Consider the following 25,894-nt stretch of genomic DNA (forward strand, 5'->3'; position numbering starts at 1 on the left):
TATGGACTTCTCTAGTTTTAGAGGAGTTAAATTTAATTCTGGATTAGACTTCTCAAAAACTAACTTAAAAGATACACCTAACTTTCTTAATGTTTATATTAGTCCAATAAACACAAATCGCGAAACATTTAGAATTATAAAAAACTCATTTGATGATGCAGGCAATAAAATTGAGGCAAACAGGTTCTTTATCGAAGAAATGAAGGCTTATAGAAGAGAGCTGAAAATTAAAGGTGGGGAATGGTTTAATCGCTTTATACTTTTTTTCAATAGATGTGCTTCAAATTTTGGTGGTAATTATATTTTACCCATAATTTGGTTAGTAATCAGTGTTGTGATTTACTCAGAAATTATTGATTGGCACAATAGATTTTTTGTTGAAAACGAGTATTTTTGGAATCGTGATTTTAATACTCTATCTGTCAGAGCAAATAGTATTGCAGAAAGTTTTTTACCTTTTAGTAGATTCTTACAGGGTAGAGAGGGTCTCGAATTTACAAGCTTATTATTTTATATATTGTTTGTCATACTTACTTGGCAGACTATTGTTGCGGTAAAGAGGCATACTCAACGTTAAGGAACACCATGAACCATCTCACCGTCGGACAACGCGCGCCTTTAAGCAATCTTGCTATTGACGATACCGCACCAATCACGCTTAAGTTCACACGCCAAAGTCCAATCGAAATGGACATCAGCTGCTTTGCCTTAGACGCAGCGGGCAAACTGATCAATGATGATTACATGGTGTTTTATAATCAGCCAACCTCACCGTGCGGGCAGATCAAGCTCACCCATTATGAGTCGCAGCCAACGGCGAGTAAGGGCATCCAAGCTGAGTTTGAGGTTAACTTATCCAAACTGGATGCGAATATAGACAGCTTGTTTTTTGTGTTATCAGCCGACACGCCGCTGAATCAAATTCAATCGTTAGAGATTGGCATTTGGCAGCAGTCGCAAAAGGCGCAGGCAGAATATCAAGCAGCAGACTTTGCCCAGCAGCAAGCCAGTATGCTGATGCAGCTTTACCGTAAGGGTGGCGTTTGGCGAGTATCTAACGTCGCGCAAGGCTTTAATGGTGGACTTGCCGCCATCGTGCAGCATTTCGGCGGTGACGTAGAAGAGGGCAGCCCACAAGTACTCGAACCGACCGCAGCGCCAGTTCAAGCAAAACCGTCGTTAGAGAAGGTGATGCTAGACAAAGCGCCAAAACTGGTCAATCTGGCTAAAAAAGCCACGATATCGCTTGAGAAACGCCAATTACAACAATTAACGGCAAAAGTGGCGTTGGTGCTAGACGCCTCAGGCTCAATGAATAGACAGTACAAAAAAGGCCGCGTGCAAGAAGTAGTCAATCGCATATTACCATTGGCAGTGAACTTCGATGACGACCAAGCGCTAGACTGCTGGGCATTTGCCCGAGATCCGCAGTATTTGGGCGAGATTGGACTGAGCAATTATGACGGTTTCATTAACAACGCTCATGGCGGCTGGCGCAAATGGGCACTTGGCCCACGCATTAATAATGAAGCAGAGGTCATGAAAGCCGTGACAGAGTTTTATCAAAAGGACGGCTTGGATGTGCCTGTCTACGTGCTATTTATCAGTGATGGCGGGGTAAATGACAATCGCGGTATCACGAGAGTCATGACGGAAGCGGCGAAACTACCGATATTTTGGCAATTTGTGGGCTTGGGTGGTCGTGGTTATGGCATCCTAAAAAAACTAGACGACATGACAGGGCGCGTGATTGATAATTGCGACTTTTTTGAATTAGATGACTTGGATGATATCAGCGAAGAAGCGTTGTATGAAAACATGCTAGAAGAGTTTCCAATGTGGCTAAAAGAAGCCAAGCAACTTGGTATAGTCACTTCACTATAAAAGTATGACTGCGTTAACCTCATTATTCGATTACAGCTCAATAAAAAACCGACATAGCAAACACTATGGCGGTTTTTTATGACTCAAAATATCTTAACTTCTAAAATCTCTACAGCGCCCACAGCGATTGATACTGCTCATCAGTCAAGGTCACGATATCGATTTCAGCTAGCATCTCGCGCAGTTCTTCCCATTTATTTGCATCAGGCTTAATCGGCGTGATCAATCTGCCTAGCGTGTTGTCAATGATGGCATCCATCAGCGTATCTGCTTCGGTTTTACTATAGTCATAATACATACGGTGAGCGGTGGCTGGCTCGTTTTTACACAGTTCTGTCATCTGGTTGGTCACTTGGATAAAGGTATCTATCGCATCTTTTTTCGCGCTATAGATCTCATCCGTTGTCAGAATCTCTAACGCCGAGAAGTTAGGATAAGGTGACAGATGCTGATCGATAAACTCAAAGTCTAATCCTTCATGGGTTGCCTCAACGCCTTCAAAATTATAAAAACAAAGCCATGCGCCATCGAGGCTTGGGTCTTCTTGTAGGTTTTTTATATGATAAAAGTCTTTTTGTACAAAGGTCACATTATCACGGCTAATACTAAAGCCATTTTTCTTGGCATAGCGAGCCAATATCTCAAAGCCAATACGATTGGTTTTTTCCTCAGCAGCAGGGGTACAGATGCGGATAGGCTGATTGTTTTCTAGCTTGTCCATACTAGACTGCTGCATCAATATGCCGCCATCAGTCTCAAAAAAGCAGCCTAGCGCACGTAAATTAGGCGCGTAATGCTCAAACAGATGGATAGGCTCATTGACATGCAGATCGATACTTTGGTTTTGTAATTCGGCAAAGCCATCATAGTGGTCATCTGGCTCGATGATAGTAATATCAATCCCTGCCTGCTCATACGCGCCCGTGGTCACACCAGCGATAAAGGGCAGATGATCAGGGTTTAAAAACCATTCGAGGGTCAGAGTAAGTTTGGTAGTCGGCTGCATGGTTGTTTCCTTTTTAGGTATGGAAAACAATCAGACTGATACTATTAAGGTAAAACAAGAAAGGCCAAATAAGAAAGGTAAAGTCTCGATGCTAACTGTCAGATGCTCGGTATTTGATATGGTCAACACTACCAGTGCATCATCTATAGACTGCTCTTATTTATAGACCTCTGAGGGTATGTCACGCTTGTTTCCTACGTCAGTGCTAACTGCTTCAGGTTCACGGGTGTGTCTCAGCGATGATGTGGGCTGTGTTTACAGCTTTAAATCAAAGCACCCCGACAAGATTGATTGTTATTGCATTATTTTTGAGCAGTACTGCTATTTTTGATTAGTACTGCGAATGGCTATTATCGATAGCTACTGCGTCATCATAGACGACTTACAAGATGGGATGCAAGCGTATCGGGAATGACGATGGCAAGTAATGACTGATGTTCGTTAACCGCTCTTTATAACAGTTCTCATTTGTGACGGCTTTTTATAAGCGCTTTCAATCGACGTGTTAATAGAAGAATGCAGCATTTATTATTAGTACTTACCCAATTACTAACCAAACATACCTATCAATAGCAAAAACCTTATATAAATAGTCTTGAGCGCAGACGGGCGATATTGCATGATTAGCCTTCTATATTAGCCTTCTATATTAGCCTTCTATATTAGCCTTCTATATTAGCCTTCTATATTAGCCTTCTATGCCGCTGCTTATATAATAGGCGCTACTCTAGACAATTGACATTTGGCATAACTGACAACTTACACGACCGACAACTTATATGACCGACAATAAAAAAGCGTTCTATTACCGACCCAAGACTGATCAATCCAACAGCCCAATGCTGCGTTGGACCTTTGTGACGCTTGGTTGGTTGTTTTTTATCTTGGGTATTATCGGTATATTGCTGCCAGTGATGCCTACAGCGCCTTTTATTCTGCTAGCAGCAGGCTGCTGGGCGCGTAGTTCTCGACGCTTTCATTTTTGGCTGATTAATCATAAATACTTTGGTAAATTCGTCCGTGATTGGGAAGAGAATCATGCCGTTCCGCTTTATGCCAAGTGTTTAGCGACGGTTATGATGGCAGCATCGACAATTATGTTATTTTATCGTTTGCCTGCTGATATGATGTGGATGGCATGGGCGGTAGCCACTGTCTGTAGTGGGGTAGCGATATATTTGTTCCGTTTACCAAATGCCTAAATCCGTTGCAATTTGTGCCAAAATCGGTCAATAAACGGCTCTGGTTACACGAAATATGAGATAAGACTTGCGATACTGGGATGTACCCCTTATAATACGCCCAAGCTTAAGAGCAGTTCTGCACCAAATCATTACCTCGTAGTATTAGTTATAATCCTTCGTTTTAATATTTATCGTTCAGTAGCTATTTGCAAGCGTTACCGGTCACTAGACCATTAATAAATTTAAAAGTAGGATTATACTATGTCAGACGTTCAAAAAGGTACAGTTAAGTGGTTCAACGAAGCTAAAGGCTTTGGTTTTATCGCTCCAGAAACTGGCGCAGACGTTTTTGCTCATTACAGCGAAATCACTGGTTCAGGTTTCAAAACTTTGGCTGAAGGCCAAGAAGTTGAGTTCACTGTAACTCAAGGCCAAAAAGGCCCACAAGCACATAACATCGTTGCTATCTAATTTGTCTTTATAGACAGATAGATGAATAGATGTAGAAAAGCGAACCTTCGGGTTCGTTTTTTTTCGTCTGTGATTTGGTATTTAAGATATGAGTACTTAAGCGAGTAGAAGTCTTATTCGAAAGATTTTAACTAATCATATTAGACCGCGACCAATGCAAAAAGGCCTCTAGCTATTTATAACTAGAGGCCTTTTATGTTGTGCAATGAAGTAATAAGCTAAAAATGAACAGTCGAATTATTATATAAAGCTAATGCCGATATTGATCAGACCACCGCCCAGTATCAACCAACCAAACATAATGGCACCCAATATAAGCGGTCTAACGCCAGCTTGCTTGATCGCACTTAGATGCGTGGTCAGACCTAATGCAAACATGGCCATCGTCAGTAGTACATCGTCCAACATAACCATACTGCGTACGATACTCTCAGACATCGGCACCCAAGTATGTATCAACACAATGCCGATAAAAATAAATGCGAACCATGGCACTTTGACTTGTTTGACCCGAGTCATAAATGACGCTGTCTCGTTTTTATTATCTTCTTCTACATCTGCACTATCTACGGTACGATCTTTGGTTAGCGCAAACGATAACACAAGCAGGAAAGGCGCGAGCATCATGACGCGTATCATCTTGGTCACGACCGCGGTATCGCCAATCTCAGTATTGATTGCATTGCCCGCGACTACGACTTGCGCTACTTCATGCACGGTTGAGCCAGTGTACATGCCGTACTGTTGGGCGCTGAGCCAAGGCTGTAACCAACCAAGATGATATAAAAAAGGATAAAGTAGCATTGCGATAGTGCCAAAAACCACCACAGTTGCAACGGCGATAGTGACTTTATGAGCTTGCGCGTTGACGACTGGCTCTGCAGCAATGACAGCAGCAGCACCGCAAATACTTGCCCCTGAGCCAATCAAGATCACCGTTTCTTTATCGACTTTTAACCATCTAGTACCTAACCAATAGGTCAGCATAAAGGTCGATGTTAGTACCAGTGCGTCAGTCATAATCGCTGGCATACCGACGCTCGCAACTTGTGTTATGGTCAGCTTAAACCCATAAAACATAATCGCAAGTCGCAATATCTGACCCTTGGCAAAGCAAACGCCGCCGTTTAAACGTTCAGCGAATTTAGGATAGACGGTATTGCCTAATATCATGCCTAGCAAAATCGCTAACGTTAAAGAGGATAGTCCAACGATACGTCCGTTTGACCATACATCCAGACTACTGTCCAACCATAAGCAAAATAAACTACCAATCAGAACGACTACCAATCCCGCCAAGTGACGGTGATTAGGGGTATAGTTGTGAACGGAGTTGCTGACTGATTGGACGAGTGTGTGCATGATGCGGCATCCTATTACTTATATTAAGATAAGCATAAGCTTATGAATAGACAGTATATGCCCGCTACATTTATAATAAAAACAGATTAATAAGATATAAACTATCGATTTTTTAGGTTAAAGTTTATGATAGAAGTCGATGTACCGCGCATAAGCATCAAAAAAGACAAACGTCACGAATAAAACAGCGCAAAAACTGGCATCAGGCAATATCAATATTATGAAAAAATCTGTGCAGACAGTGCCAAAGATTACGCTTAAGCAGCTTGCTGTTTTTGTCAGTATTTATCAGACAGGCAGCACCAGTCGCGCCAGTGAGGAGCTGCATTTATCACAATCAGCAGTCAGCAGCGCATTGACAGAGCTAGAGTCTAGACTACAGATGCCACTGTTTGAGCGCGTCGGTCGTCGGCTCAATCAACACCCCAATGCCCATCCGATTTATATACAGGCACAGGCTATCTTGGGGCAGTCACTTACGCTGGAGCATTATCATCAGTATCAAGCAGGACAGATTCATATCGGTGCTAGTACCACTATCGGCAACTACGTGCTGCCGTCATTGCTTGGCAAGCTCTATGAGGCGCTACCCGATGCCAATGTCGATATGTATATTGCCAATACGCAAGAGGTAGTGAGCGAAGTTGAGCAACTCAATATCGATATCGCGCTGGTAGAAGGAATGCCGCGTCCGGTAGATATGAAAGTTATTGAGCAGCACAAATGGCGTACCGATACGCTAATGATATTTGCCAAGCGTGATAGCAAGTGGCTAAAGGGTATAGCTACCTATAGCCAAGATAAGGACTACTATCAGCTAAGTATCAATCAGCTAGCGCAGTTGCCGTTACTGGTGCGCGAGGCAGGGTCAGGCACACGGCAGATTATCGATGAGCAATTGCTTAAGTATCTACCTAATGCAGAAGTGGTGAAGGCGATACATCAATCAGAGGCCATCAAGCACATGGTGAATGCAGATATTGGGCTTGGTTGTCTATCGCAGCATGTGATTGAGACAGAGCTTGCGACAGGTGAGCTAGTGCAAGTGAACGTGGCGGGGATTGATCTATCACGCACATGGTGGCTGGTCTGGCATAAAGCCCGTCACCAAAGCCCCATTTGGCAAACCTTTATAGATATTATTCAGTAAGGTTAAACGATGAGTCTGGATGAACCTAAAACCTATTAACCATAAAAAAGCGCAGCGTTAAAAGTTACGCTGCGCTTTTTTTTAGAGATTCTTTAATAATATAAGACAATCAAAGTATATTGTTATGCTGAAACAGGCTTGTCCAGTCGCACCACAAAGCTGTCGCAAGGTACATTGGGCAAGATATTATCCGCAGTTGCCCCACTGATCCATGCAGCTATACCCGTACGCTTATGACGACCGATGACCAATAAATCGACATCGTGTTTATGGCAGTAGCTAACGATACCTTCACTGCTAGAGATGGCAGTCGTGACTTCTGACGTTGCTGCATTTAGCTGATTGCGTTCAAGGAATTGCGCCAGCTTTGCACGTGCTTCTTGGCAGCGTTCATCATCAATCTCATCGTAAAGGCTAGAGGCAGGCACCAGCTCATAGCCGAAGCCAACCATAGTGTCTTTGACAATATGCAAAACAGATAGCTTAGAGCCTGGACGGTTTTCGACGATGCGCTTGGCCTTTTGGGCGACTATATCTGCATCAGAGAGTAAGTCGGTGACCAGTAAAATATGTTCGTAACTCATAGCGTCTTCCTCATGTCAGATAGTATTTACTATAGCACTACTCTAGGGCGCTGTTAAGTAAAGCTTGTCGTCTTTAGCAGCGGATGGGAGCGATACCAATTATTCCAAGACAGGCTGATCAAGCTTCACCACTAAGCTGTCGCAAGGGACATTTGGCAAGATACTATCGGCTGTTGCTCCTACCAACCAAGCAGCGATACCATGACGCTCATGGCGTCCAATGATAAGTAAGTCAACGTCTTTTTCACGGCAATAGTTAATGATACCTTTGCTGTTAGAGATGGCAGCGGTGACCTCAGAGTTGATTGCTTCTAGCTCGTTACGTGCCAAAAATTGCGCTAATTTCGCCCGTGCTTCTTGCCACTTTTCACTATCGACATCACCCGAGAGGCTAGAGGCAGGCACGAGCTCGTAACCGAAGCGAACCATGTCATCTTTGACTATATGCAAGACAGACAGTCTGGCTTCAGGAGAGCCTGCGAGAATACGTTTGGCTTTTAGCGCCACTTTGTCCGCATCGGATAGTAAGTCAGTGACCAGTAAAACATGTTGGTAGCTCATAAGGTACTCCTAGTTAGTCATTAACTTTATAGTAGCAGTGCAAATCACCTTTGTTAAGTAATAAATCCATAATAAAATTGTGGATATTGATAAGTTTGTAACTATAAGGCTTTAATAGCTAAAGTTGCTAGCCGCGTAGGTTATGTGGTGGATTATTGCGTGACTGATGCCTTGACTTATCCATGTCGCAGCCCCACTAATAGCGCTAAGCCAACTCTTTTTCAGCCAATTTATTACTCTATTTTCCCTGGCATTCAGGGCACTATACGCATAATAAGCGATAAGGATAACTATGACGGACACGCCATTTACTGCTGATTTAACCTTGCATCCAGCATTTGAGCTGATTGAGCATCGCCATATTGAGGCGCTATCGATGGATGTGCTGATCAGTCAGCATGTAAAAACAGGAGCGATGCATTATCATCTGGCACACCCAAGTGATGAAAATGCGTTTTTGGTCGGATTTCGCACCCAGCCGATGGATTCAAAAGGCGAGGCGCACATCTTAGAGCACGTGGCATTATGTGGTTCTAATAAGTTCCCAGTACGTGATCCATTTTTCTCAATGATTAAACGTTCATTAAACACATTTATGAATGCGATGACCGCAGCTGATTGGACAGCCTATCCGTATGCAACGCAAAACAAAAATGACTACTTTAACTTGCTTGCTGTATATCTTGATGCGTCGTTTTTCCCAAATATCCATCCGCTCGATTTTGCTCAAGAAGGCATTCGCGTGGAGCTTGATGAAAATGATAAGCCGCAGTTTAAGGGTATCGTTTTTAATGAAATGAAAGGCGCGATGAGTGGCGAGATTGATCAGCTATATCATACGGTTGCTCATCATCTGTTCCCAACGACGACCTATCATTATAATTCAGGCGGCGATCCTGCCGATATTCCTGACTTGACGCACACTGAGTTGACCGAGTTTCACCAGAGTCATTATCATCCGTCAAACAGTGTCATCATGAGCTTCGGTAATATTCCTGTTGCCGAGACGCAAGCGAAAATACACGAAGATGCTTTGATTCAATTTGAGGCAGGCAAGAAGCATGTATCGCGTCCAGAGCAGCGTTTGTCTGCACCAATCAGCGCAGTCGATACTTATACTGCTGATGAAGCGGGCCCAGATCAGACGCATCATGTGGTTGCTTGGTTATTGCCATCGATTACCGATCCTAAGCAGCGCTTAGCGTTACGTCTGCTAGAAGGCGTATTGATTGAGCATGCAGGCTCGCCATTGCGTGCTTATCTTGACAGCCATCCACTGGGTAAAGCGCCAAGTCCGCTATTGGGACTTGATGACAGTCATTATGAGATGGTCTTTTATACGGGACTGCGCGGTTCTAACCCTGAACATGCCGAAGCGGTCGAGCAGGGCATTATTGATTTGCTGATCGAAGTGGCCAATTCACCAGTTGATGATGAGACAATCGAAACCATTCTGCATCAGATTGAGATTGATCAGCGTCACATCGGCGGCGATAGCATTCCTTATGGTCTAAACCTTATGCTAGAGGGCTTTAGTACCGCCATTCATGATGGCAACCCTATCGACGTTTGGGAAGTAGACGAGCATCTACAGTGGCTACGCGAGCAAGTCGTCGATCCACAGTGGCTACCGAACTTGATTAAGACGCATCTATTGGACAATCAGCATCGCGTACGCGTAACGATGACGCCTGATAGCGAAAAAACAGCCCGTTTGGCAGCAGCTGAGCAGACTCGTTTGGATACTATCGCGATGAATTTGACTGCTGATGACAAAGCTATCTTGAAGCAACAAGCCTTAGATCTGGCTGCACGTCAAGCCGCGCCAGATGATTTAAGCTTATTACCAAAAGTAGGTCTAGAAGACGTACCAACAGATATTAGCTTTAAAGAAGGCACCCAAAAGCAGGTGCGTTTGAGCGGGCAAGACAGCACGCTATTTGAGTATGAAGCTGGCACTAATGGCATTTATTACTATCAAGTGATTGTCCCACTCACTGAAGCAATTGGTAATACGAGCGCAGATGCGCTACCAGTTAATGATGTGATTAATCATCCATTGTTGCCTATTTATTTAAGTCTATTATCTGAGCTAGGTACTGACTCGCTTAGTGCTCATGAGATGCAAGCCAAGCAGGCCGCGCATTCTTCTGGTGTGACCGCTCGTATTAGTCAACGTACCAACGTCGATGATAGCCAAGCGATTAGCAGCTACTTTGTCGTGGCAACGCGTGCGCTAAATCGTAAGCCTGAAGCGATTGATTTGCTCAAAGAAGTGATGGAGCACAGTATCTTTTCTGAGCATGACCGTATCAAAGAAATCTTGCAGCAGCGTCAAGCGGGTTGGCAGTCAAACTTAGCGGGCTCAGGGCACTCTTATGCCATGCAAACGGCCAGTCGTGGTATGAGTCGCCAAGCGCAGTTAGAGTATGTGCGCAGCGGTCTGCCAGCACTAAACGCGCTAAAAGATTTCTTAGCCCATGCCAGTACGGATGATGCGCAGTGGGATAAATTGGCAACCAGTCTGATGGATTTACATCAGCGTTTAATCAGCTTGCCTAAGCATGCGGTTATTATCTGTGAAGCCGAGCAAACCGAACGCTTGAGTAGCTTAATCGTCGATAGCTGGAAAGACAGCCAAGCGACGACCGCTTCTAATGATCTAACGAACGAAGCAGCAAATATCCCAAGTGAGTTTGCAAACCTGCAATTAGATACTGCGTTAAATGGTGCGACTGATGCGGGTAAGACGTTAGAGAATGGCGACGATGTTAAAAACGACGTGTTAGATGTTGCAGATTTAGCGTGGTTAGTGCCAACCAACGTCTATCACAATGCCAGTGCTTATACTGTACCTGCTGCTGACCATCCTGATACCGCTGCACTCATGGTATTAGCGCCTTACTTACGTAACGGTTATTTGCACAGTGCGATTCGTGAGCGCGGCGGTGCCTACGGTGGCGGTGCAGGTTACGATGCCAACGCTTGTGCCTTTAAATTCTTTAGCTATCGTGATCCACAATGTGCTGAGACCTTTGCTCACTTTGAAGCCAGTATCGAGTGGTTATTAAACGAGCCACAGACCGATGAGCAATTGGAAGAAGCTATTTTAGGTATTATCTCAGGCATGGATAAGCCAGGCTCTCCTGCAGGAGAAGCAATCAAAGCCTGCTTTGCAAATCTACATCATCGCGGTGTCGACTGGCAGCGCAAAATGCGTGCGTCAATATTGGCCGTGACAGTCGCTGATTTGCAGCGCGTTGCTAAGCAATATCTACAAGGGCAAAAGCATGTACGTGCAGTACTAGCGCCTTACGACAAAGAAGAGACGGTAAAAGGTCTTGGTTTTGAGGTTTGTAGAATAAAGAGCTAAGACAATTAGGTTTATTTTTGATTAAAAGTTAAGCACAGAAAAGCCAAGCATCATGCTTGGCTTTTTGCGGTTAGGTAATTGACTAATATCGTTTGATACTCAAATCTTTGCCAATTTTGTCTTGATGAATCGGAAATTCTGACAACTCGTTATACTGCTTACGATCAGCAAAGTAGCTTTTTAGAGTACGGCGAATGGCTTCAAATGCCAGTGTATCCCATGGGATGTCTTCTTCGCTAAACAGTGCACAGTCGAGACTTTCTGAGCCAATACCATACGCGCCATCTTTTAGATCGGCCAGATAAATAGAGTAGATCTGCCCAATATCTGGCAAATCATAAATGCAGTATAGATGCGGATTTAGTACGATAGCATCAGCTTCTTCGTAGCTCTCGCGCGCAGCACCCTCAGCCATGGTCTCACCATTTTCCATAAAACCTGCAGGTATCGTCCATAGCCCATATTGTGGCTCAATGGCACGGCGGCAGAGTAGTACTCTATTTTCATGTACCACCAGCGAGCCACAGATAACTTTTGGGTTTTCGTAGTGGATATAGTGGCAATTGGGGCATACCAAACGCGGCATATTGTCCGTAGGTGGGATTTTTCGTTCTGCTTCATGACCGCATTGGAGGCAATAGCGCATATCAACTACCTTTATTAATAAATATTGTGTGTCCACTTATCTTAAAAGTTTTTTCGCCATGCTGATGTTTGCTTTTGTATACAGCAACGATAGTGGAAAATGCTTTTAAGCATATCCTTTTACTTTTAATGAGAAAAGCTATTTTATTTAATTTTTATGATTACAATGAAAACGCTCTAACAGCGCATTTCAATCGCCATCAGAGCGTTCTTATCTTATCGAGTATATCCTACTTAGGAATTAGGTCATAAAAATTAGGTCATAGCAGTTAGGTTTTTGTTTCGAGCAACTGTGTGCGTAGACCACCAGCTACCGACGCAGAAATAGGAATCAATGGTGTTACAGTGGCTTGAAAGTCATGATAAAGATCTTCGCGCGTCGGATACACGACCGTACTTAAATTGCCATCTGCATCTACCTCATGACGCCAGCCGCCGTGCTCAAGATCAATCAAAGTACTGGCGATATAATCCCAAGCTAAGCGATAGTAAAGTTCAAAGCGCGGATCATCCGTACGGCGCGATAGCATTAGCGCGGTATTTGCCATTTCAGCCTGTACCCAGTAAGGACGGTTTGATATTGAAATCTCATCATCCCAGCCAATGGTATAAACCATGCCGGACTGACCGTCAGGTGCCCAGCCACGAGAGATAGCGCTATCGAATAATGCAACGGCATCGGGTAACAACCAATCAGGTACGTCATAACCATGCGCGATACATGCAGACTCAATCTTGAGCAGCAGTCCTGCCCATTCTGCAAAATGACCAGGTGTGAGTCCCCAAGGTCGTAGGTCATCAGAAGGTTCATTCGCATCGTAGTCGGGCAACAGATTCCACCCACTATCGAAATGTTCAGGTAGGCGACCATCGTAAGTACTAGGAATATCATGACCGAAACGCTTTGCTAAGTGTAGTGCGCGGTCTAGCCAACGCAGCTCACCCGTGGCATCTGCCAGTGCTAAGCAGGCTTCGGTCGTATGCATGTTACAATTGGCGCCGCGATAATATTCTGGATCAGACCAGTCAGCCGCAAAAGAAGGCAGCATCGATTGTTCATTTTCTAGCCAGAAATACTGATCGATAATGGTTATTGCCGCTTGCATGAGCTCTGAACCGCGCGGGCGACCAGCAATGCTAGCAGAAGCGCCAGCAAGCGCGACAAACGCATGTAGATAGGCGTTTTTGCGTGATGGGTTTTCATGAGTTGAAGAAGCATCACTGAACCAACCGCCATGTACTGAGTCGCGTAATGGGCCATCAAGCAACGCATCTAGGCCATGGTCAGCAAGTGTTGCTGCACCCGGTATACCCATTAGTGCCGCTAGCGCATAGCAGTGAACCATCCTCGCAGTGATGATGCTCTTTGCAGTGTCATCTACCATGTTGCCATCGTGACCGAGAGTAGCAAACCCTGAGGGCACGCGTGCTTTGGCATAATGTTCGAGCAAACGTTGTCCTTCAGCAAGCAACCAATGGCGATGAGTACTGCTATCTGCCCAACAGACAGATAGCAAATCAGAGGAGTCAGGAGAATCCATGATATCAGCCATTGGTAATCATTCCTCCGTTTATGTGCAAGGTCTGACCAGTCACAAAGCTACTGTCTTGGCAAGCCAGGAATACATAGGCAGCACCCATCTCACGTGACTGACCCATACGACCCATTGGTGAAGACATGGACTCTAAAATATCTTTATCAAAGTCTTTAAAAACCAGTTGAATCTCACTCACTACAGGACCTGGCGCCACCTGATTAACACGAATACCGCGACTAAGTAGTTGTTGCGATAGCGCACGGGTGTAGCCAACGATAGCGCCTTTGGTTGCGGTGTACGGCACCAATACATCATTGCCGACATACGCATTCACTGAGGTGGTATTGATGATGCTATCGCCTTCTTTCATATACTCAAGGGCGGCGCGGGTTGCATAAAACATTCCTGCCATATTGACATCAAAATGCTGTTGCCAGTCTTCATCACTGACTTCAGACAGGTCATGATACGGCTTTTGCATACCAGCATTGTTGACTAACACATCAATGCCGCCCCATTTTGTCACGACGGCTTCTACTGCCTCTTTGCAACTACTACTATCTGCGGTATCACCCTGCAATACCAACGCATCTGTGCCTTCTGCTTCAATACCTTCACGCGTCTCATTCGCGCTTTCTTCATCAGAGTGATAAAGGATGGCAACTTTGGCACCTTCGCGTGCCATATGAAAAGCCACTGCGCGACCGATACCACTGTCTCCGCCAGTGATTAAAACGCGCTTATCAGCCAGTTTTCCTGAGCCTTTATAATTATCATTGATGTATTCAGCAGGTGGCATCATGTTGTCGATTTGGTCTGTCATAATCTGTATCCTTCGTTCGTTTGAGGTGTCATCTATTTTTGTTACAGCAAACCTATGACGCTGGCATCGATATTTTTATAATGCTATTTTAGAATGTCCGCCTCATAGCCCTGCTAACAACTATCATAATGCTCAGATACATTTTTTGAAATATTACTAGGTTAATGTTTGGTAATTTAAAATGCGGTTATGAGACTTATTACCATGAACGAATATCAAGAAAAAAGGATATTGGGAAAGTCTTATTCAATAAAGTTATCACCGTCTAAGAAAGACGAGATAAGGAATTTAGTGATTTAAAAAGTTGTGAAGGCACGGAAAAAAAACAGTCATTTAGTTGAAATATTCACCTTGATAGAGACTTAGTCTAGATAACAAAGCATATACATAAGCGGCAAGAAATTTTATATTTATCATAATTACCCGATATATGTATAGCAATCAGCCGATACGTTAATAAGTCGCACTTTGCCTGAAACGACATCAATATGAGATGCATCTACTAAAGCGATAGTCGGACTAATAAGAAAGGCTGCCATACTAGCAACAGGTTATACTGGTATGCTGGCACAGGCATTTTCATGAATAATATGAAGATGACCACTCATAGGATTTGATAATGACCGTACCCGAAAATATTGATTTCTTTAACAAGTTTAGCGTCGCTGTCCCAAGTTTTATTCGTCATCCGACGCTTCGTCAATTAGCTGAACGAGTGCAACATGAGACCTTAAATGCGCTGACAAGTCCGGCGATGTACGAGGCACATAATGCCTCTCATAGTAGCCGTGTATTAGACAGCCTATATCAGACACCGATTGCTGATGCCTCAATACTGGTCGCTATTACTCATGAGCGCAGGCCTAAACTACTATTAACACGCCGCGCCGCCCATATGAACAGTCATGCGGGTGAAGTGTCTTGTGTGGGTGGTAAACATGATCGAGGCGATGGTAATAATGTCGTTACTGCATTGCGTGAAGCCTGTGAAGAAACAGCGCTACCACCCAATAAAGTCCAATTGCTTGGTCAGCTACCGATCCAAACTTCAAAAAGTGGTATGAGCGTACGTCCAATCGTGGCACTCATCGCCCCAGGTCTAGTGCTAGTTCCTGAAGCGGGAGAAATATCACGTATCTTTTGGGCAGACTTAGAATCGTTAGTCACTCAACCAACGGTAGAGTATGAAATTGAGTATAAGATGCAAGAGCAAATGGCTACCATACTGACGCCGAGCTGGCAGGTCGATGGTGAGACAGTGTGGGGACTAACAGGACGGGTAATTGCCAACCTATTAGAAACAGGGTTTGATCGACAGCTCGAATGGTATTACCGCGTAGAAAAAAAACGCTGATAAATGTCATCTACTTATAATATAGTCGATGCAATTCAAAAGTAGTACAAGGCAACCGAGTGTAGATGTATATGTGATACTTCAAACGAGGTTAACGCAGTAATGCTTTTATAGTGGAATGACTATGGTCATCTATTTATAATAATCATCATTTTTCTTAAGCCACCAGTTCATATTGTCTTGGCGCTTGGCACGGAATGCTTCTAGCTTATGAGCAACGGACGAATTATGCTGCCGTGCAGTATCGAGCGCAAAAAGAATCGGTACAGAAGATAACACGCCAAAGCGTATCTTCGATTTTGGTAAGTCCAGCCCATCGCCTATATCATCACCAACTAAGGTGCGAGTGACACTTGCGTTGACCATTTCAACAAAACGTCCACGCCGATTGTCTTCACCCATCAGCTGACGCGGTAAATCATGCAATGCTTTTGCCAATGGCTGACCCATCTTAAAATCTAGCTGCTGTATCGATAGATAGGTATAGAGCCATTCCCAACACGCGGCCTCATCTTTTGGTAAACGATCTAGATCAACACCCATCCAATAACTGGCAAGATTCCATAGATGCAGGATACCTTCAGCTTCTTCTGTGCTAATACGTGCGCCTAACAATCTTAGACCGCGCATAATTAGTAACGAGAACTGTAAGTGGGTGGCAATCATATCGGTTTGATTGATAGGGATGCCCCAATAGTCAGTATTCCAACTACCATCAGGGTTATGATGTTGCTCGGCGTTTGGTATCACGCCTGTAGCAGCATTGCCTTTACCTTTGAGTAGGTTCTGCCTTACCAAGGTATGTATCTGACGTACTTGGATCGATTGTCGCCAGCCCTCAGAGCCAATGGCCAGCACTTGCTCGACAGGTTTATTTTGATTGCCTGCGCTCATATTAGATGAAGGGTGTTCAGACACGGCCAAGATATAGGCATAAGTACGCATCAGTCGTGGTAGCGCATCGTGCATCAGTGCGCCCGTCTGAATGAGCGGTAGCGAGAGGGCAGGGATGCTATAGCCAGCCATCAAAGCAACATTACGCAGTAGCCAAATGAGCATGAGTGGATAGCGCCGATAGGCAACCGCACCTATCCGAGCAAGCTTTGGGTCGAACCAATCAGGATGGCTGCTAAATTGCTCAGTGAGCGCTTTAAATGATGGGTTGGTTGCAAGGTCCTTGTTTACAAGGCCATTGTTCGCAGGATTATGATTTGAATTATCGCCAAGAATAGTATGCTGTAAAGGCTTTGCAAATTTTATGCTTTGAGCAGCTAACGCGTCTGCGAGTGGATCGCCAATATCGTAACCTGCCACGATCTCATCAAGTAGAGCAGGCGATATTGTAAAGTCTTTTGGTAATAGATAACGTTTAATGCGTTTTAAAACCTGCAAATCGCTATGGTCATCGATAGCAGTGGTACGTCCATGACGCTGATAAGCGTTCGATGATGGAGCGTTCGATGACTGAAAGTCAGGTTTGTCAGTTGGAGTACTTGCCGTATTGATGATTTTCTTATCCATAATTATCAAGTACCATTTTCAGAGTGAGGACATGCCTTAGAACGTAAAACTTGCATTGCGATAGCTTCGCATCCCAGTCATTCGTAAAAACTACTGGATCGGTTCAATGAGTCTAATTGCTGCTGTGTTGTTCGGATACGGCGTTTGGTATCACGAATCTCATCAGATAGAGATAGCAGCCGTGCACGGGCTTCTTTTTCATTAGCAAAATCTAGCATTTCACCATTTTCTAACTTATCGAATTCTGATTGGTAAGTATCAAGGAGGCGATTGTCTTTGTCCAACTGACTGTCTAAGGTGTAATAATCTAGCCCTTTTTGATTAGCCGTTTGCAATGTGTTGGCCATAGTAATCGGGCAAACGTTGTTCAACTGACGACCACGTCTACCGATGTTATAGGCATTATTGATGGTGCAGTATTGTTGCAGACCAAGTTTACGACCACGTTCCCATGCTTGATAGTCAGGTGCGACATTGGCTTTGGCACAGGCTTTTGTATGAGATGCTAGGCGATCTGAGTGATAACCTGCCACGCCATCGTTATAGCCGATAACCTGCCAGTCACCGACGAGACATTCTTGCTTGGAGAGTGTTGCACAGCCTGCTAGCAGATAGACACTACCGAACACAGATAATCCTAATGCCAGTTGACGTACAGCATGGTATATAGGTCGGTACATGGTTAGCTCCGATAGCTGTGATAACTATGATAACGATAATAACTATGAACACAAATAAATGATGTAATCAATCACGTTATGTAGTCTTGTCATTGATTGCTAAGTCACTTATAGATATCTCGATAACGCATATACAAATAAAATAGAGCAGCTTATAAGTGGCATCAATATTAGTCAGTACCACTATAAGCTACTCTACGTTTTATTAATGCGGGCGAGTCAAATCGACCGATGTACCGCTAGCATTGTCCTTCAAGCTCATTTTTAGCATGATGTAACCTGCAATACCAGAGACGATTGAACCCATGATAATACCTAAGCGCTCATCAAACATAGTAGTGTCGCCAGCGAACGCCAAGCCACCGATGAACAAACTCATGGTAAAACCAACACCGCACAATAGAGCTGCGCCGTAAATCTGCTTATAGTCCATACCTTTTGGCATGGTTGAGATACCAAGTTTGAAGATTAACCAGCACATGAACATGACGCCTAACTGCTTACCAATAAACAAACCAGCGGCAATACCTAGCGGCACTGAGTGGAATAACTCAGCAAAACCTGCGCCTTCGAGCGAGATACCCGAGTTGGCAAAAGCAAAGATTGGCAAAATACCGAAAGCGACGGTATTGTGCAGATCATGCTCTAGCTCTTCAAGCGGAGAGTGCTCAGGATCAGTGCGGTCGAACATCGGGATAAACAGTGCTAATACCACACCGGCCAATGTTGCATGGATACCAGACTTGAGTACGGCAATCCACATGATCAGACCGATGAGTAGATATGGCGTGATATTGGTGACGTTACGGCGATTAAGAACATATAAGAACGGCAAACATAAACCAGCTACTGCCAATGACTCTAACGACAACTCACTGGTATAAAACAAAGCGATAATCAGAATCGCACCAATGTCATCGAAGATAGCAATAGAGACTAAGAAAACCTTTAGGGAGTTGGGTACGCGATTACCTAAGAGGCTCAAAATACCGAGTGCAAAAGCAATATCTGTCGCAGCAGGAATGGCCCAACCTTTCCAAAACTCAGGCTCGTTGTAGTTAAAGAGCAGATAGACAATCGCCGGCATAATCATACCGCCGAGTGCAGCCCCTGCAGGCAGTATTATTTGCTTGACGTTGGACAGCTCACCGATGAGTACTTCACGCTTAAGCTCTAATCCAACCAAGAAAAAGAAAACCGCCATCAGACCATCGTTGATCCAGTGATGAGCGTCTTTGGCAATCGCAAATTCACCAATCTGAATGGCGACTGGTGCATGAATAAAACCTTCATACCAAACATTAAGAGGGGAGTTGGCAATGATCATTGCAGCAATGGCAGCCAATGCTAAGACGATACCGCCTGCTGCCTCAAATTCAAAAAATGCCTTAATCCTTCGTATTGCCATATCATCCTCATTCGCTAAATACAATTTACTAAATAACCTCAAATATCCATCAATGTCTGCGCTACCTATAATTTCGAGGTAGCAAATAGACAGAAACAGTTTCTCATACTCTTATCAATATAGACAACAAAATACGTTGAGCCAGTGCCAACGGTCTACTTTTTTATATTCACAATAGCAATATTATAAAGAGGATTTGACGAGCACAATAGTTGTAAGTCGTTACATCTTTTTAATAAGTCGCTATTCGGCTGAGCAGATTCGGAACGTTATTAGACAAATTTAGCAGACTTTGTTACGTTTTTGGCTTTTTTTATGGTTTTATCTTTATAATGAGCAGCGCTGTGCGACGTGTCATTATTTCTTTTGCTAGCACTGGTAAGCTGTCAGCTTATCGATAATGATATTTTAGCCTTATCTCATAACTCCTTTTTCTCTTCTTATCATATTTTGCAGGTCAGTGTCATGGACTTAACTTTCTCGTTAGAGATTATTTTAATGCTTACTGCGGTGGCCGCATTGGCAGGATTTATTGATGCTATTGCTGGCGGCGGCGGGTTATTGACTATCCCTGCCATGCTACTGGCCAATATCCCACCAGTATTGACGCTCGGTACCAATAAACTGCAAGCGGCATCAGGCGCACTAGCGGCATCTATTACTATGATTAGAAAAGGGGTCGTCAAACCGCAACGTATCAAAGTAGCTATTATCGCCGCTTTTATTGGTTCCGTTATCGGCACTATCGCTGTACAGATGTCACCACCTGACTTGCTTGAAAAGGTGATTCCATTTTTGATCGCTGCTATCGGTATTTATACGTTATTTGCCCCTAGATTGGGTGAAGTAGAGGCTGCACCGCGTATCTCAGAGAGCAAATGGCAAAAAGTCGTGGCACCGTTGATTGGTTTTTATGATGGTTATATTGGTCCAGGTACTGGTATGTTTTTTGCGCTTGGCAATGTGGCATTACGTGGTCGTCAAATTATCGAAGCAACAGGTACGGCTAAAGTATTGAATTTATCGACCAATATTGGCTCGTTAATTTTCTTTATTTTGGGTGGCAACGTACTGTGGAAAGTGGGGCTAGCGATGATGGTTGGACAAACCATCGGTGCCTATTTTGGCTCGCATATGGTGGTTAAAGGCGGTAGCAAATTGATTCGTCCAGTGATTGTACTGGTCTGTCTGGCGATGTTGACCAAGTATGTGTTTGGCTAATTAATTGTTGATAGAACCGTATCAACCATGATTAGTTACTGGTTATTGATCATAAAAAAACCTCAGCCAACTTGACTGAGGTTTTTTATTTTATGCACTTCTATCTCGCAGGCGTGGGTTAGCGGCGACGATCAACATCATCGTATTCACTACCCATGATGCCATCACTAAAGACTTCAGAGAACTCACGCTCATTGTCTTCATCGATATGACCATCAAATACGTCTTTTGCACCAGCGTTAGGATCGTTGTAAATAGCCAGATCCATTTTGCCTTCTGATTTTGCCACGATAGTAGTAACAGCAGCATCACCACCAACGTTTACAGCAGTACGTAGCATATCAAGGATACGATCCACACCCAAGATTAGACCGATACCTTCGATTGGTAGACCCACTTGAGCGAATACCATAGACAGCATGATTAGACCAACACCAGGTACACCAGCCGTACCAACAGACGCCAGTACTGACATCAAGATGACGGTTAAGTATTCGGTCACGCCCAAATCAATGCCGTAAATGTTGGCAATAAAGATGGTCGCAGTACCCTGCATGATAGCCGTACCATCCATATTGATGGTAGCACCAAAAGGAACAGTGAACGACGCAACTGAGTTGTTTACACCCATACGCTTGGTAACCGTACGCAAGGTAATAGGAATCGTCGCGTTTGAGCTAGAAGTACTAAAAGCAAAGATCTGTACTTCACGCATTTTTGCCAAGAACGTCTTGATAGACAGGCCTGAAGACACTTTAAGTACAATCATCATGGTGATAAAGAAGTGGAAGGCCAATGAACCGACCAATACCGCAACATAACCGAGTAGTGACCAAATCAAGTCTAAACCTAGCTCTGCCATTGCTTTGGTCAATAGCGCAAATACACCATATGGTGCAAGGTTCATGATGATCGTGACCATCTTTAAGATAACTTCGTTGATTAGCTCTAGGCTCTGCACTAAGCCTTTGGCAGGTTTACCGACCATCAAGATACTGACGCCGATCAAAATAGCAAAGAAGATGATCGATAACATATCGCCATTTGCCATCGCGCTGATGGGGTTCGATGGGATAATGTTAGAGAACACATCAAGTAGAGGCGGCGCTGACGCAGCTTCAAACTCGGCTTCCGTTCCGATATTCATGCCTTTACCGATACCGAATAGCGAGCCAAGACCAATTGCAGTCGCAATAGCGAGTGCAGTAGTTATCATATAAATAATGAACGTTTTGGTACCAATACGTCCAAGTAGGCGAATATCACCAATACCGCATACACCGCAAATCAGTGAGATAAGCACCAAAGGTACGACCAACATTTTTAGCGAGTTGACAAATAGTTTACCAACAATGGCAAGGAAGCCATTGGTGATGTAAGTATTAACAAAGCTACCTTCGCCGTTCAATCCTGAGTAGTTTAGAAATAGGCCCAGTCCAATACCGAGCACCATGGCAACAATAATCTTGCCCGTCAGTCCCAAATTCTTCCACATAATTCATATCCTTTGTGTGCATAACAGCTTTATAGTAAGTGTTCATTAGCCAACATGATCGTACTTATCAGCCTTACTACAAAGCTTGTTATGACTATTAAGTTCCCGTGATTGTCGCTCGATGTCACATTTTCGTGGACAATATAAAAGAATAGCTAAGGGCACTGCAAGATTTTTTTCTGATTTTATTCTAAATGTACATTCCTCGTTACAACTATGTGCCCATAATATAGTCAATATTTATTCTAAACGGTTTGTTTCCCATATGAAACAAAATATTCATGAAAGAGTTTTTAGGGTAAGCGAATATGTCAAACTATTGATATCAAACCGTTGATTTTAAATTATCCAAATGCAAAGGAAAGAATATGATTAATTAAGCTTGAAATTTCTAATAGACCAAAAAAAGCCAGACTATCGTTTATAGATAGTCTGGCTAATGAAAAGTAAAAATTTTACTATAAAATCTAATAATACTCAGTTTCTAATACTAATATCAAAAACAGCATAGACCTTTAAACTTTATCGTCTTCTTCGCGTGATAAAGGTGATTGGCGTTCTAAAGGTTTGATATCATTATCACTTACTTCAGTATTGATCTCGTCAGGTGGTGCAATATGACGATTATGATTATTGCCCATACGCTCGTTAAGATGTGATTCAGCATCACGATGGCGATGATCGAGTGCCTCTCTCTCAGGCTTTGACTCTTCAAAATCTGTCTGCGAATTTACTTCTTTGACAGTATCTTGCTCACTGACCAACTCTACATCGCCATCACTTTCATAACCATGATTAGGATTGGCATCGCCAGTATGATTGTCTGTGTTTGCAGGACTGTCTAGATCGTTAATAGTTGGTTCGTTAGTGGCTAGCTCATCGACGACAGATGCATCGGTATCCACAGCGATACCGTTTTTACTCTGAGCTTGTCTTTTTAGCTGTGCGTAATCAGTCAGTTGGTGAACTGCATTTTCAAGCGCATGTGGATTGTCACGTTCTAGCGCTTCCGATAGATGCTCGTCAAACGTATCAGTCAATAATGAATCAAAACGCATGGCGTTATATTGAATCAGAACTTCTGCCTCTTCTTCGGTAATGCCACCATTTTGACTGGCGTGTACCACATGGTCTTCAAAGGTTAGACCTTCAAAGCTGTCTTGATGCTCTGCCTTTTTGAACTTCTGCCACAATGGTTCGATTTCGACTAAGGTCTGATAAGCATGTTCCATACGACCAGTTACATCGTCTGCATCTGTGTTGTAATAAACCATGGTTTTTAGATAATCGCGGAACGGGTTGGCTGCAAAATCATCCATGAAAGTCTCGCCCAACTGGCGTTTTAGCTCATCGCTTGCTGGGGTAAAGATACGTCCACTTGGGAAAGTCACAAAGCTAACCACATTGGCTGCCATACGATTCGGGAAGTTGGCAAAGAATGACACAAAGGCTTCTTGAATCGTGTACAAGCTGTTTTGTAGCGCAACTTCGGCATGTAAGCGCTCAGACTCTGACTTACTACCGTGTTCATAGAATTGCAAAATAGCAGTCGCAATAAATAGATGACTATGAATATCTGCTAAACGACCAGAGAGCATCTCTTTACGCTTTAAATCTCCTGCTAGTAGTCCTAATGCCATATCAGCAGTCAAGGCAAAGCTCGCACTTAAGCGGTTAATATGTTTGTAATAGGGACGGGTAAAGGCGTCTGCGAAACTCGGGGCCTTATCGCTACCACCAATATAGCCTGCGACAAAGGCTTTGGCGCCACGGTTAAACGTATAGCCTAAATGCTTAAAGAAAAGGATATCGAATTTTTCAGTGACAGCCGCTTTATCTTCGCTCTGTAGTAACTGAAGCTCGTCGAATAAATAAGGATGACAACGCATCGCACCTTGACCAAAGATCATGAGTGAGCGGGTCAAAATGTTGGCGCCTTCGACAGTGATAGAGACAGGAATCGCCTGATAAGGTGTCGCCAAAAAGTTACGCGGACCCATTTGTACAGCACGACCACCGACCACATCCATACCGTCGTTGACGACGCTACGCATGGTTTCAGTCGCATAGTATTTTGCCATGGCAGTCATGACTGATGGCGTGCCACCTTGGTTTAATCCGCAAGTGACCAAATGACGGAACGCTTCTAACATATAAGTGTTACTCGCCATACGGCTAGTGGCGTCCTGTACACCTTCAAATTTACCTACTGATATCTTGAACTGTTCGCGAACTTTTGCGAACGCACCGACAGATAGGTAAGTCATTTCACTGGCTGATGTCGATAGAGCTGGTAGAGAAATACCTCGACCAACGCCTAAGCATTCCATCAGCATACGCCAGCCGCGACCAGCATTCTCGACACCGCCGATGATGTAATCTAATGGGATAAAGACGTCCTTGCCATCGACTGTACCATTCATAAATGGTGAGCCGATTGGATTATGACGTGGCCCTGTTACGACACCTTCGTGGTTGGCTGGAACGAGGGCACAAGTAATACCGTAATCGGTCTTTTCAGGATTGCCAAGTAGACCTTCAGGATCGTGCATTTTAAATGCTAAGCCAACGACAGTGGCGACAGGTGCTAGGGTAATCCAGCGCTTAGAGAAGTTCATGCGTAGGCCAAGCACTTGCTCGCCTTCGTGCATACCATAACAGACCACACCTGTATCAGGAATGGCACCTGCATCAGAGCCCGCTTCAGGCCCAGTCAAACCAAAGCAAGGTACTTCGTCACCTTTGGCAAGACCTGGCAACCAGCGCTGCTTTTGCTCGTCCGTACCATAATGCATCAGTAGCTCACCAGGGCCGAGCGAGTTGGGAACCATACAGGTCACAGCGGCAGTCGGCGAGCGCGAAGCGATTTTACTCATTACGCGGCTTTGCGCATAAGAGCTAAATTCTAAGCCGCCAAATTCTTTTGGAATGATTAAACCTAAGAAACCATTACTTTTAATAAATTGCCATGCCTCAGGTGATAGGTCTTTATCTTTATGCTGAATTTGCCATTCATCAAGCATACCACATAAGGTTTCTACTTCATTATCAATGAAACTTCGCTCTGCTTCTGAAAGCTGCGGATAAGGATAATTGGCAAAGGTATCCCAGTTCGGCGCACCCATAAACAGCTCTTTTTCCCACCAGCTAGTACCTGCATCAAGCGCCTCACGTTCCGTATCACTCATACTTGGCATCGCACCGCCCAGCGCTTTATAGACAGGCTTAGTGACTAACGATTGGCGAAGTGGTGCAACGAGTAAGACCAAGCACAGTAGTGCCATTGGTATACCCAAAATGAGAGACCATGGGCTGATAATTGCAGTGACGATAACCGTAATCAAGGTGACGATGCTACCGGTGACCCGTGATAAGGACAACAAAAAGATGGCCAAGACCACGGCTAACTGAATGATGACTGCCAAAATAAACAAGCCAATTGCCATGACTATCTCCTTTAAAGCGCTGAATAAAAAATGCGAAAAGTACGTAAATGAAAGAGCTAACTATAATTATTTTTCGTCTTGCCATTTACTGTCTTACAAGTAAATCGAATGATTTGTTAATCCATAAATGCTTGGTTGTACGTCTTTTAAATACTAGTATTAATGGTCTAGTAAGTAATTAACAAATA

General features: G+C 43.9%; 20 protein-coding genes and 1 riboswitch. Of the genes, 8 read left to right on the top strand and 12 right to left on the bottom strand.

Annotation, left to right across the window (positions count from 1 at the left end):
* Positions 1-577 (top strand): hypothetical protein (locus tag CXF60_RS14470; RefSeq protein ID WP_180958131.1); only part of this gene is annotated, 577 nt, incomplete at its 5' end.
* Positions 578-585: 8 nt separating this feature from the next.
* Positions 586-1,884, top strand: a complete 1,299-nt coding sequence (locus CXF60_RS09865; RefSeq protein WP_102091799.1) for a VWA domain-containing protein — start codon at positions 586-588, stop codon at positions 1,882-1,884.
* A 109-nt stretch (positions 1,885-1,993) separates the two neighbouring features.
* Here the strand turns inward: CXF60_RS09865 and CXF60_RS09870 are convergent, their stop codons facing one another.
* Entirely contained in the window at positions 1,994-2,890 is an 897-nt protein-coding gene (locus CXF60_RS09870; RefSeq protein WP_102091800.1) for an ABC transporter substrate-binding protein, read from the bottom strand.
* Positions 2,891-3,064: 174 nt separating this feature from the next.
* Positions 3,065-3,181: riboswitch (TPP riboswitch) on the bottom strand.
* Between the two features lie 488 nt (positions 3,182-3,669).
* Between CXF60_RS09870 and CXF60_RS09875 the strand changes: the two genes are divergently transcribed.
* Both CXF60_RS09875 and CXF60_RS09880 read left to right on the top strand, forming a co-directional pair.
* Positions 3,670-4,092, top strand: a complete 423-nt coding sequence (locus tag CXF60_RS09875; RefSeq protein ID WP_101206048.1) for a YbaN family protein — start codon at positions 3,670-3,672, stop codon at positions 4,090-4,092.
* A 243-nt stretch (positions 4,093-4,335) separates the two neighbouring features.
* Entirely contained in the window at positions 4,336-4,545 is a 210-nt protein-coding gene (locus tag CXF60_RS09880; RefSeq protein WP_045453470.1) for a cold-shock protein, read from the top strand.
* Positions 4,546-4,785: 240 nt separating this feature from the next.
* Here CXF60_RS09880 and CXF60_RS09885 read toward each other — a convergent pair whose 3' ends face one another.
* Positions 4,786-5,907 carry a YeiH family protein gene (locus CXF60_RS09885; RefSeq protein ID WP_102091801.1) on the bottom strand — a complete coding sequence of 374 codons (1,122 nt, stop codon included), beginning with the start codon at positions 5,905-5,907 and terminating at the stop codon, positions 4,786-4,788.
* Between the two features lie 220 nt (positions 5,908-6,127).
* On the opposite strand from CXF60_RS09885, the gene CXF60_RS09890 reads away from it, so the two are divergent.
* Positions 6,128-7,057, top strand: coding sequence for a LysR substrate-binding domain-containing protein (locus CXF60_RS09890; RefSeq protein ID WP_102091802.1), 930 nt, complete (start codon positions 6,128-6,130; stop codon positions 7,055-7,057).
* Between the two features lie 122 nt (positions 7,058-7,179).
* Here the strand turns inward: CXF60_RS09890 and CXF60_RS09895 are convergent, their stop codons facing one another.
* Both CXF60_RS09895 and CXF60_RS09900 read right to left on the bottom strand, forming a co-directional pair.
* A complete protein-coding gene (locus CXF60_RS09895; RefSeq protein WP_057761630.1) occupies positions 7,180-7,641 on the bottom strand; it encodes a universal stress protein in 462 nt (153 codons plus the stop codon).
* A 99-nt stretch (positions 7,642-7,740) separates the two neighbouring features.
* Positions 7,741-8,202: a universal stress protein gene (locus tag CXF60_RS09900; protein ID WP_102091803.1), complete on the bottom strand. Its 462-nt coding sequence runs from the start codon at positions 8,200-8,202 to the stop codon at positions 7,741-7,743.
* A gap of 292 nt (positions 8,203-8,494) precedes the next feature.
* Here CXF60_RS09900 and CXF60_RS09905 point away from each other — a divergent pair, with 292 nt between their 5' ends.
* The gene (locus tag CXF60_RS09905) at positions 8,495-11,575 is read left to right on the top strand and encodes an insulinase family protein (RefSeq protein WP_102091804.1); all 3,081 of its coding nucleotides are present in this window, start codon (positions 8,495-8,497) and stop codon (positions 11,573-11,575) included.
* 82 nt (positions 11,576-11,657) lie between these two features.
* Here CXF60_RS09905 and CXF60_RS09910 read toward each other — a convergent pair whose 3' ends face one another.
* From CXF60_RS09910 to CXF60_RS09920, 3 genes are all read right to left on the bottom strand, one after another.
* Positions 11,658-12,221, bottom strand: a complete 564-nt coding sequence (locus tag CXF60_RS09910) for an NUDIX hydrolase (RefSeq protein WP_102091805.1) — start codon at positions 12,219-12,221, stop codon at positions 11,658-11,660.
* A gap of 268 nt (positions 12,222-12,489) precedes the next feature.
* Positions 12,490-13,773: an AGE family epimerase/isomerase gene (locus CXF60_RS09915; RefSeq protein ID WP_228707100.1), complete on the bottom strand. Its 1,284-nt coding sequence runs from the start codon at positions 13,771-13,773 to the stop codon at positions 12,490-12,492.
* Positions 13,766-14,581 (bottom strand): SDR family oxidoreductase, encoded by an 816-nt coding sequence (locus CXF60_RS09920; RefSeq protein ID WP_102091806.1) that lies wholly within the window; start codon positions 14,579-14,581, stop codon positions 13,766-13,768. The genes CXF60_RS09915 and CXF60_RS09920 overlap by 8 nt, the downstream gene beginning before the upstream one ends.
* A gap of 619 nt (positions 14,582-15,200) precedes the next feature.
* Here CXF60_RS09920 and CXF60_RS09925 point away from each other — a divergent pair.
* Entirely contained in the window at positions 15,201-15,935 is a 735-nt protein-coding gene (locus CXF60_RS09925; RefSeq protein WP_102091807.1) for an NUDIX hydrolase, read from the top strand.
* Positions 15,936-16,067: 132 nt separating this feature from the next.
* Here the strand turns inward: CXF60_RS09925 and CXF60_RS09930 are convergent, their stop codons facing one another.
* The 3 genes from CXF60_RS09930 to nhaA form a co-directional block, all read right to left on the bottom strand.
* Positions 16,068-17,456 (bottom strand): oxygenase MpaB family protein, encoded by a 1,389-nt coding sequence (locus tag CXF60_RS09930; protein ID WP_102091808.1) that lies wholly within the window; start codon positions 17,454-17,456, stop codon positions 16,068-16,070.
* A gap of 77 nt (positions 17,457-17,533) precedes the next feature.
* Positions 17,534-18,136, bottom strand: coding sequence for a DUF2799 domain-containing protein (locus CXF60_RS09935; RefSeq protein WP_102091809.1), 603 nt, complete (start codon positions 18,134-18,136; stop codon positions 17,534-17,536).
* Positions 18,137-18,341: 205 nt separating this feature from the next.
* The gene (nhaA, locus tag CXF60_RS09940; RefSeq protein ID WP_102091810.1) at positions 18,342-19,544 is read right to left on the bottom strand and encodes a Na+/H+ antiporter NhaA; all 1,203 of its coding nucleotides are present in this window, start codon (positions 19,542-19,544) and stop codon (positions 18,342-18,344) included.
* 465 nt (positions 19,545-20,009) lie between these two features.
* Between nhaA and CXF60_RS09945 the strand changes: the two genes are divergently transcribed.
* Positions 20,010-20,765, top strand: a complete 756-nt coding sequence (locus tag CXF60_RS09945; protein WP_102091811.1) for a TSUP family transporter — start codon at positions 20,010-20,012, stop codon at positions 20,763-20,765.
* 118 nt (positions 20,766-20,883) lie between these two features.
* On the opposite strand, the gene CXF60_RS09950 is transcribed toward CXF60_RS09945, so the two are convergent.
* Both CXF60_RS09950 and CXF60_RS09955 read right to left on the bottom strand, forming a co-directional pair.
* Positions 20,884-22,260, bottom strand: a complete 1,377-nt coding sequence (locus CXF60_RS09950; protein WP_102091812.1) for a dicarboxylate/amino acid:cation symporter — start codon at positions 22,258-22,260, stop codon at positions 20,884-20,886.
* Positions 22,261-22,775: 515 nt separating this feature from the next.
* Complete coding sequence (locus tag CXF60_RS09955; RefSeq protein WP_102091813.1) at positions 22,776-25,706, bottom strand: acyl-CoA dehydrogenase; 2,931 nt, start codon at positions 25,704-25,706, stop codon at positions 22,776-22,778.
* Between the last annotated feature and the right edge of the window lie 188 nt (positions 25,707-25,894).

This window comes from Psychrobacter sp. 4Bb (genome assembly GCF_002836735.1).
Taxonomy (GTDB): Bacteria; Pseudomonadota; Gammaproteobacteria; order Pseudomonadales; family Moraxellaceae; genus Psychrobacter.

What these genes read in the sequence shown, in the direction of transcription:
- CXF60_RS09865 (WP_102091799.1), top strand. Translation starts at nt 586, where the DNA reads ATGAACCATCTCACCGTCGGACAACGCGCGCCTTTAAGCAATCTTGCT.
- CXF60_RS09870 (WP_102091800.1), bottom strand. Translation starts at nt 2,890, where the DNA reads ATGCAGCCGACTACCAAACTTACTCTGACCCTCGAATGGTTTTTAAAC.
- CXF60_RS09875 (WP_101206048.1), top strand. Translation starts at nt 3,670, where the DNA reads ATGACCGACAATAAAAAAGCGTTCTATTACCGACCCAAGACTGATCAA.
- CXF60_RS09880 (WP_045453470.1), top strand. Translation starts at nt 4,336, where the DNA reads ATGTCAGACGTTCAAAAAGGTACAGTTAAGTGGTTCAACGAAGCTAAA.
- CXF60_RS09885 (WP_102091801.1), bottom strand. Translation starts at nt 5,907, where the DNA reads ATGCACACACTCGTCCAATCAGTCAGCAACTCCGTTCACAACTATACC.
- CXF60_RS09890 (WP_102091802.1), top strand. Translation starts at nt 6,128, where the DNA reads ATGAAAAAATCTGTGCAGACAGTGCCAAAGATTACGCTTAAGCAGCTT.
- CXF60_RS09895 (WP_057761630.1), bottom strand. Translation starts at nt 7,641, where the DNA reads ATGAGTTACGAACATATTTTACTGGTCACCGACTTACTCTCTGATGCA.
- CXF60_RS09900 (WP_102091803.1), bottom strand. Translation starts at nt 8,202, where the DNA reads ATGAGCTACCAACATGTTTTACTGGTCACTGACTTACTATCCGATGCG.
- CXF60_RS09905 (WP_102091804.1), top strand. Translation starts at nt 8,495, where the DNA reads ATGACGGACACGCCATTTACTGCTGATTTAACCTTGCATCCAGCATTT.
- CXF60_RS09910 (WP_102091805.1), bottom strand. Translation starts at nt 12,221, where the DNA reads ATGCGCTATTGCCTCCAATGCGGTCATGAAGCAGAACGAAAAATCCCA.
- CXF60_RS09915 (WP_228707100.1), bottom strand. Translation starts at nt 13,773, where the DNA reads ATGGCTGATATCATGGATTCTCCTGACTCCTCTGATTTGCTATCTGTC.
- CXF60_RS09920 (WP_102091806.1), bottom strand. Translation starts at nt 14,581, where the DNA reads ATGACAGACCAAATCGACAACATGATGCCACCTGCTGAATACATCAAT.
- CXF60_RS09925 (WP_102091807.1), top strand. Translation starts at nt 15,201, where the DNA reads ATGACCGTACCCGAAAATATTGATTTCTTTAACAAGTTTAGCGTCGCT.
- CXF60_RS09930 (WP_102091808.1), bottom strand. Translation starts at nt 17,456, where the DNA reads ATGGATAAGAAAATCATCAATACGGCAAGTACTCCAACTGACAAACCT.
- CXF60_RS09935 (WP_102091809.1), bottom strand. Translation starts at nt 18,136, where the DNA reads ATGTACCGACCTATATACCATGCTGTACGTCAACTGGCATTAGGATTA.
- nhaA (WP_102091810.1), bottom strand. Translation starts at nt 19,544, where the DNA reads ATGGCAATACGAAGGATTAAGGCATTTTTTGAATTTGAGGCAGCAGGC.
- CXF60_RS09945 (WP_102091811.1), top strand. Translation starts at nt 20,010, where the DNA reads ATGGACTTAACTTTCTCGTTAGAGATTATTTTAATGCTTACTGCGGTG.
- CXF60_RS09950 (WP_102091812.1), bottom strand. Translation starts at nt 22,260, where the DNA reads ATGTGGAAGAATTTGGGACTGACGGGCAAGATTATTGTTGCCATGGTG.
- CXF60_RS09955 (WP_102091813.1), bottom strand. Translation starts at nt 25,706, where the DNA reads ATGGCAATTGGCTTGTTTATTTTGGCAGTCATCATTCAGTTAGCCGTG.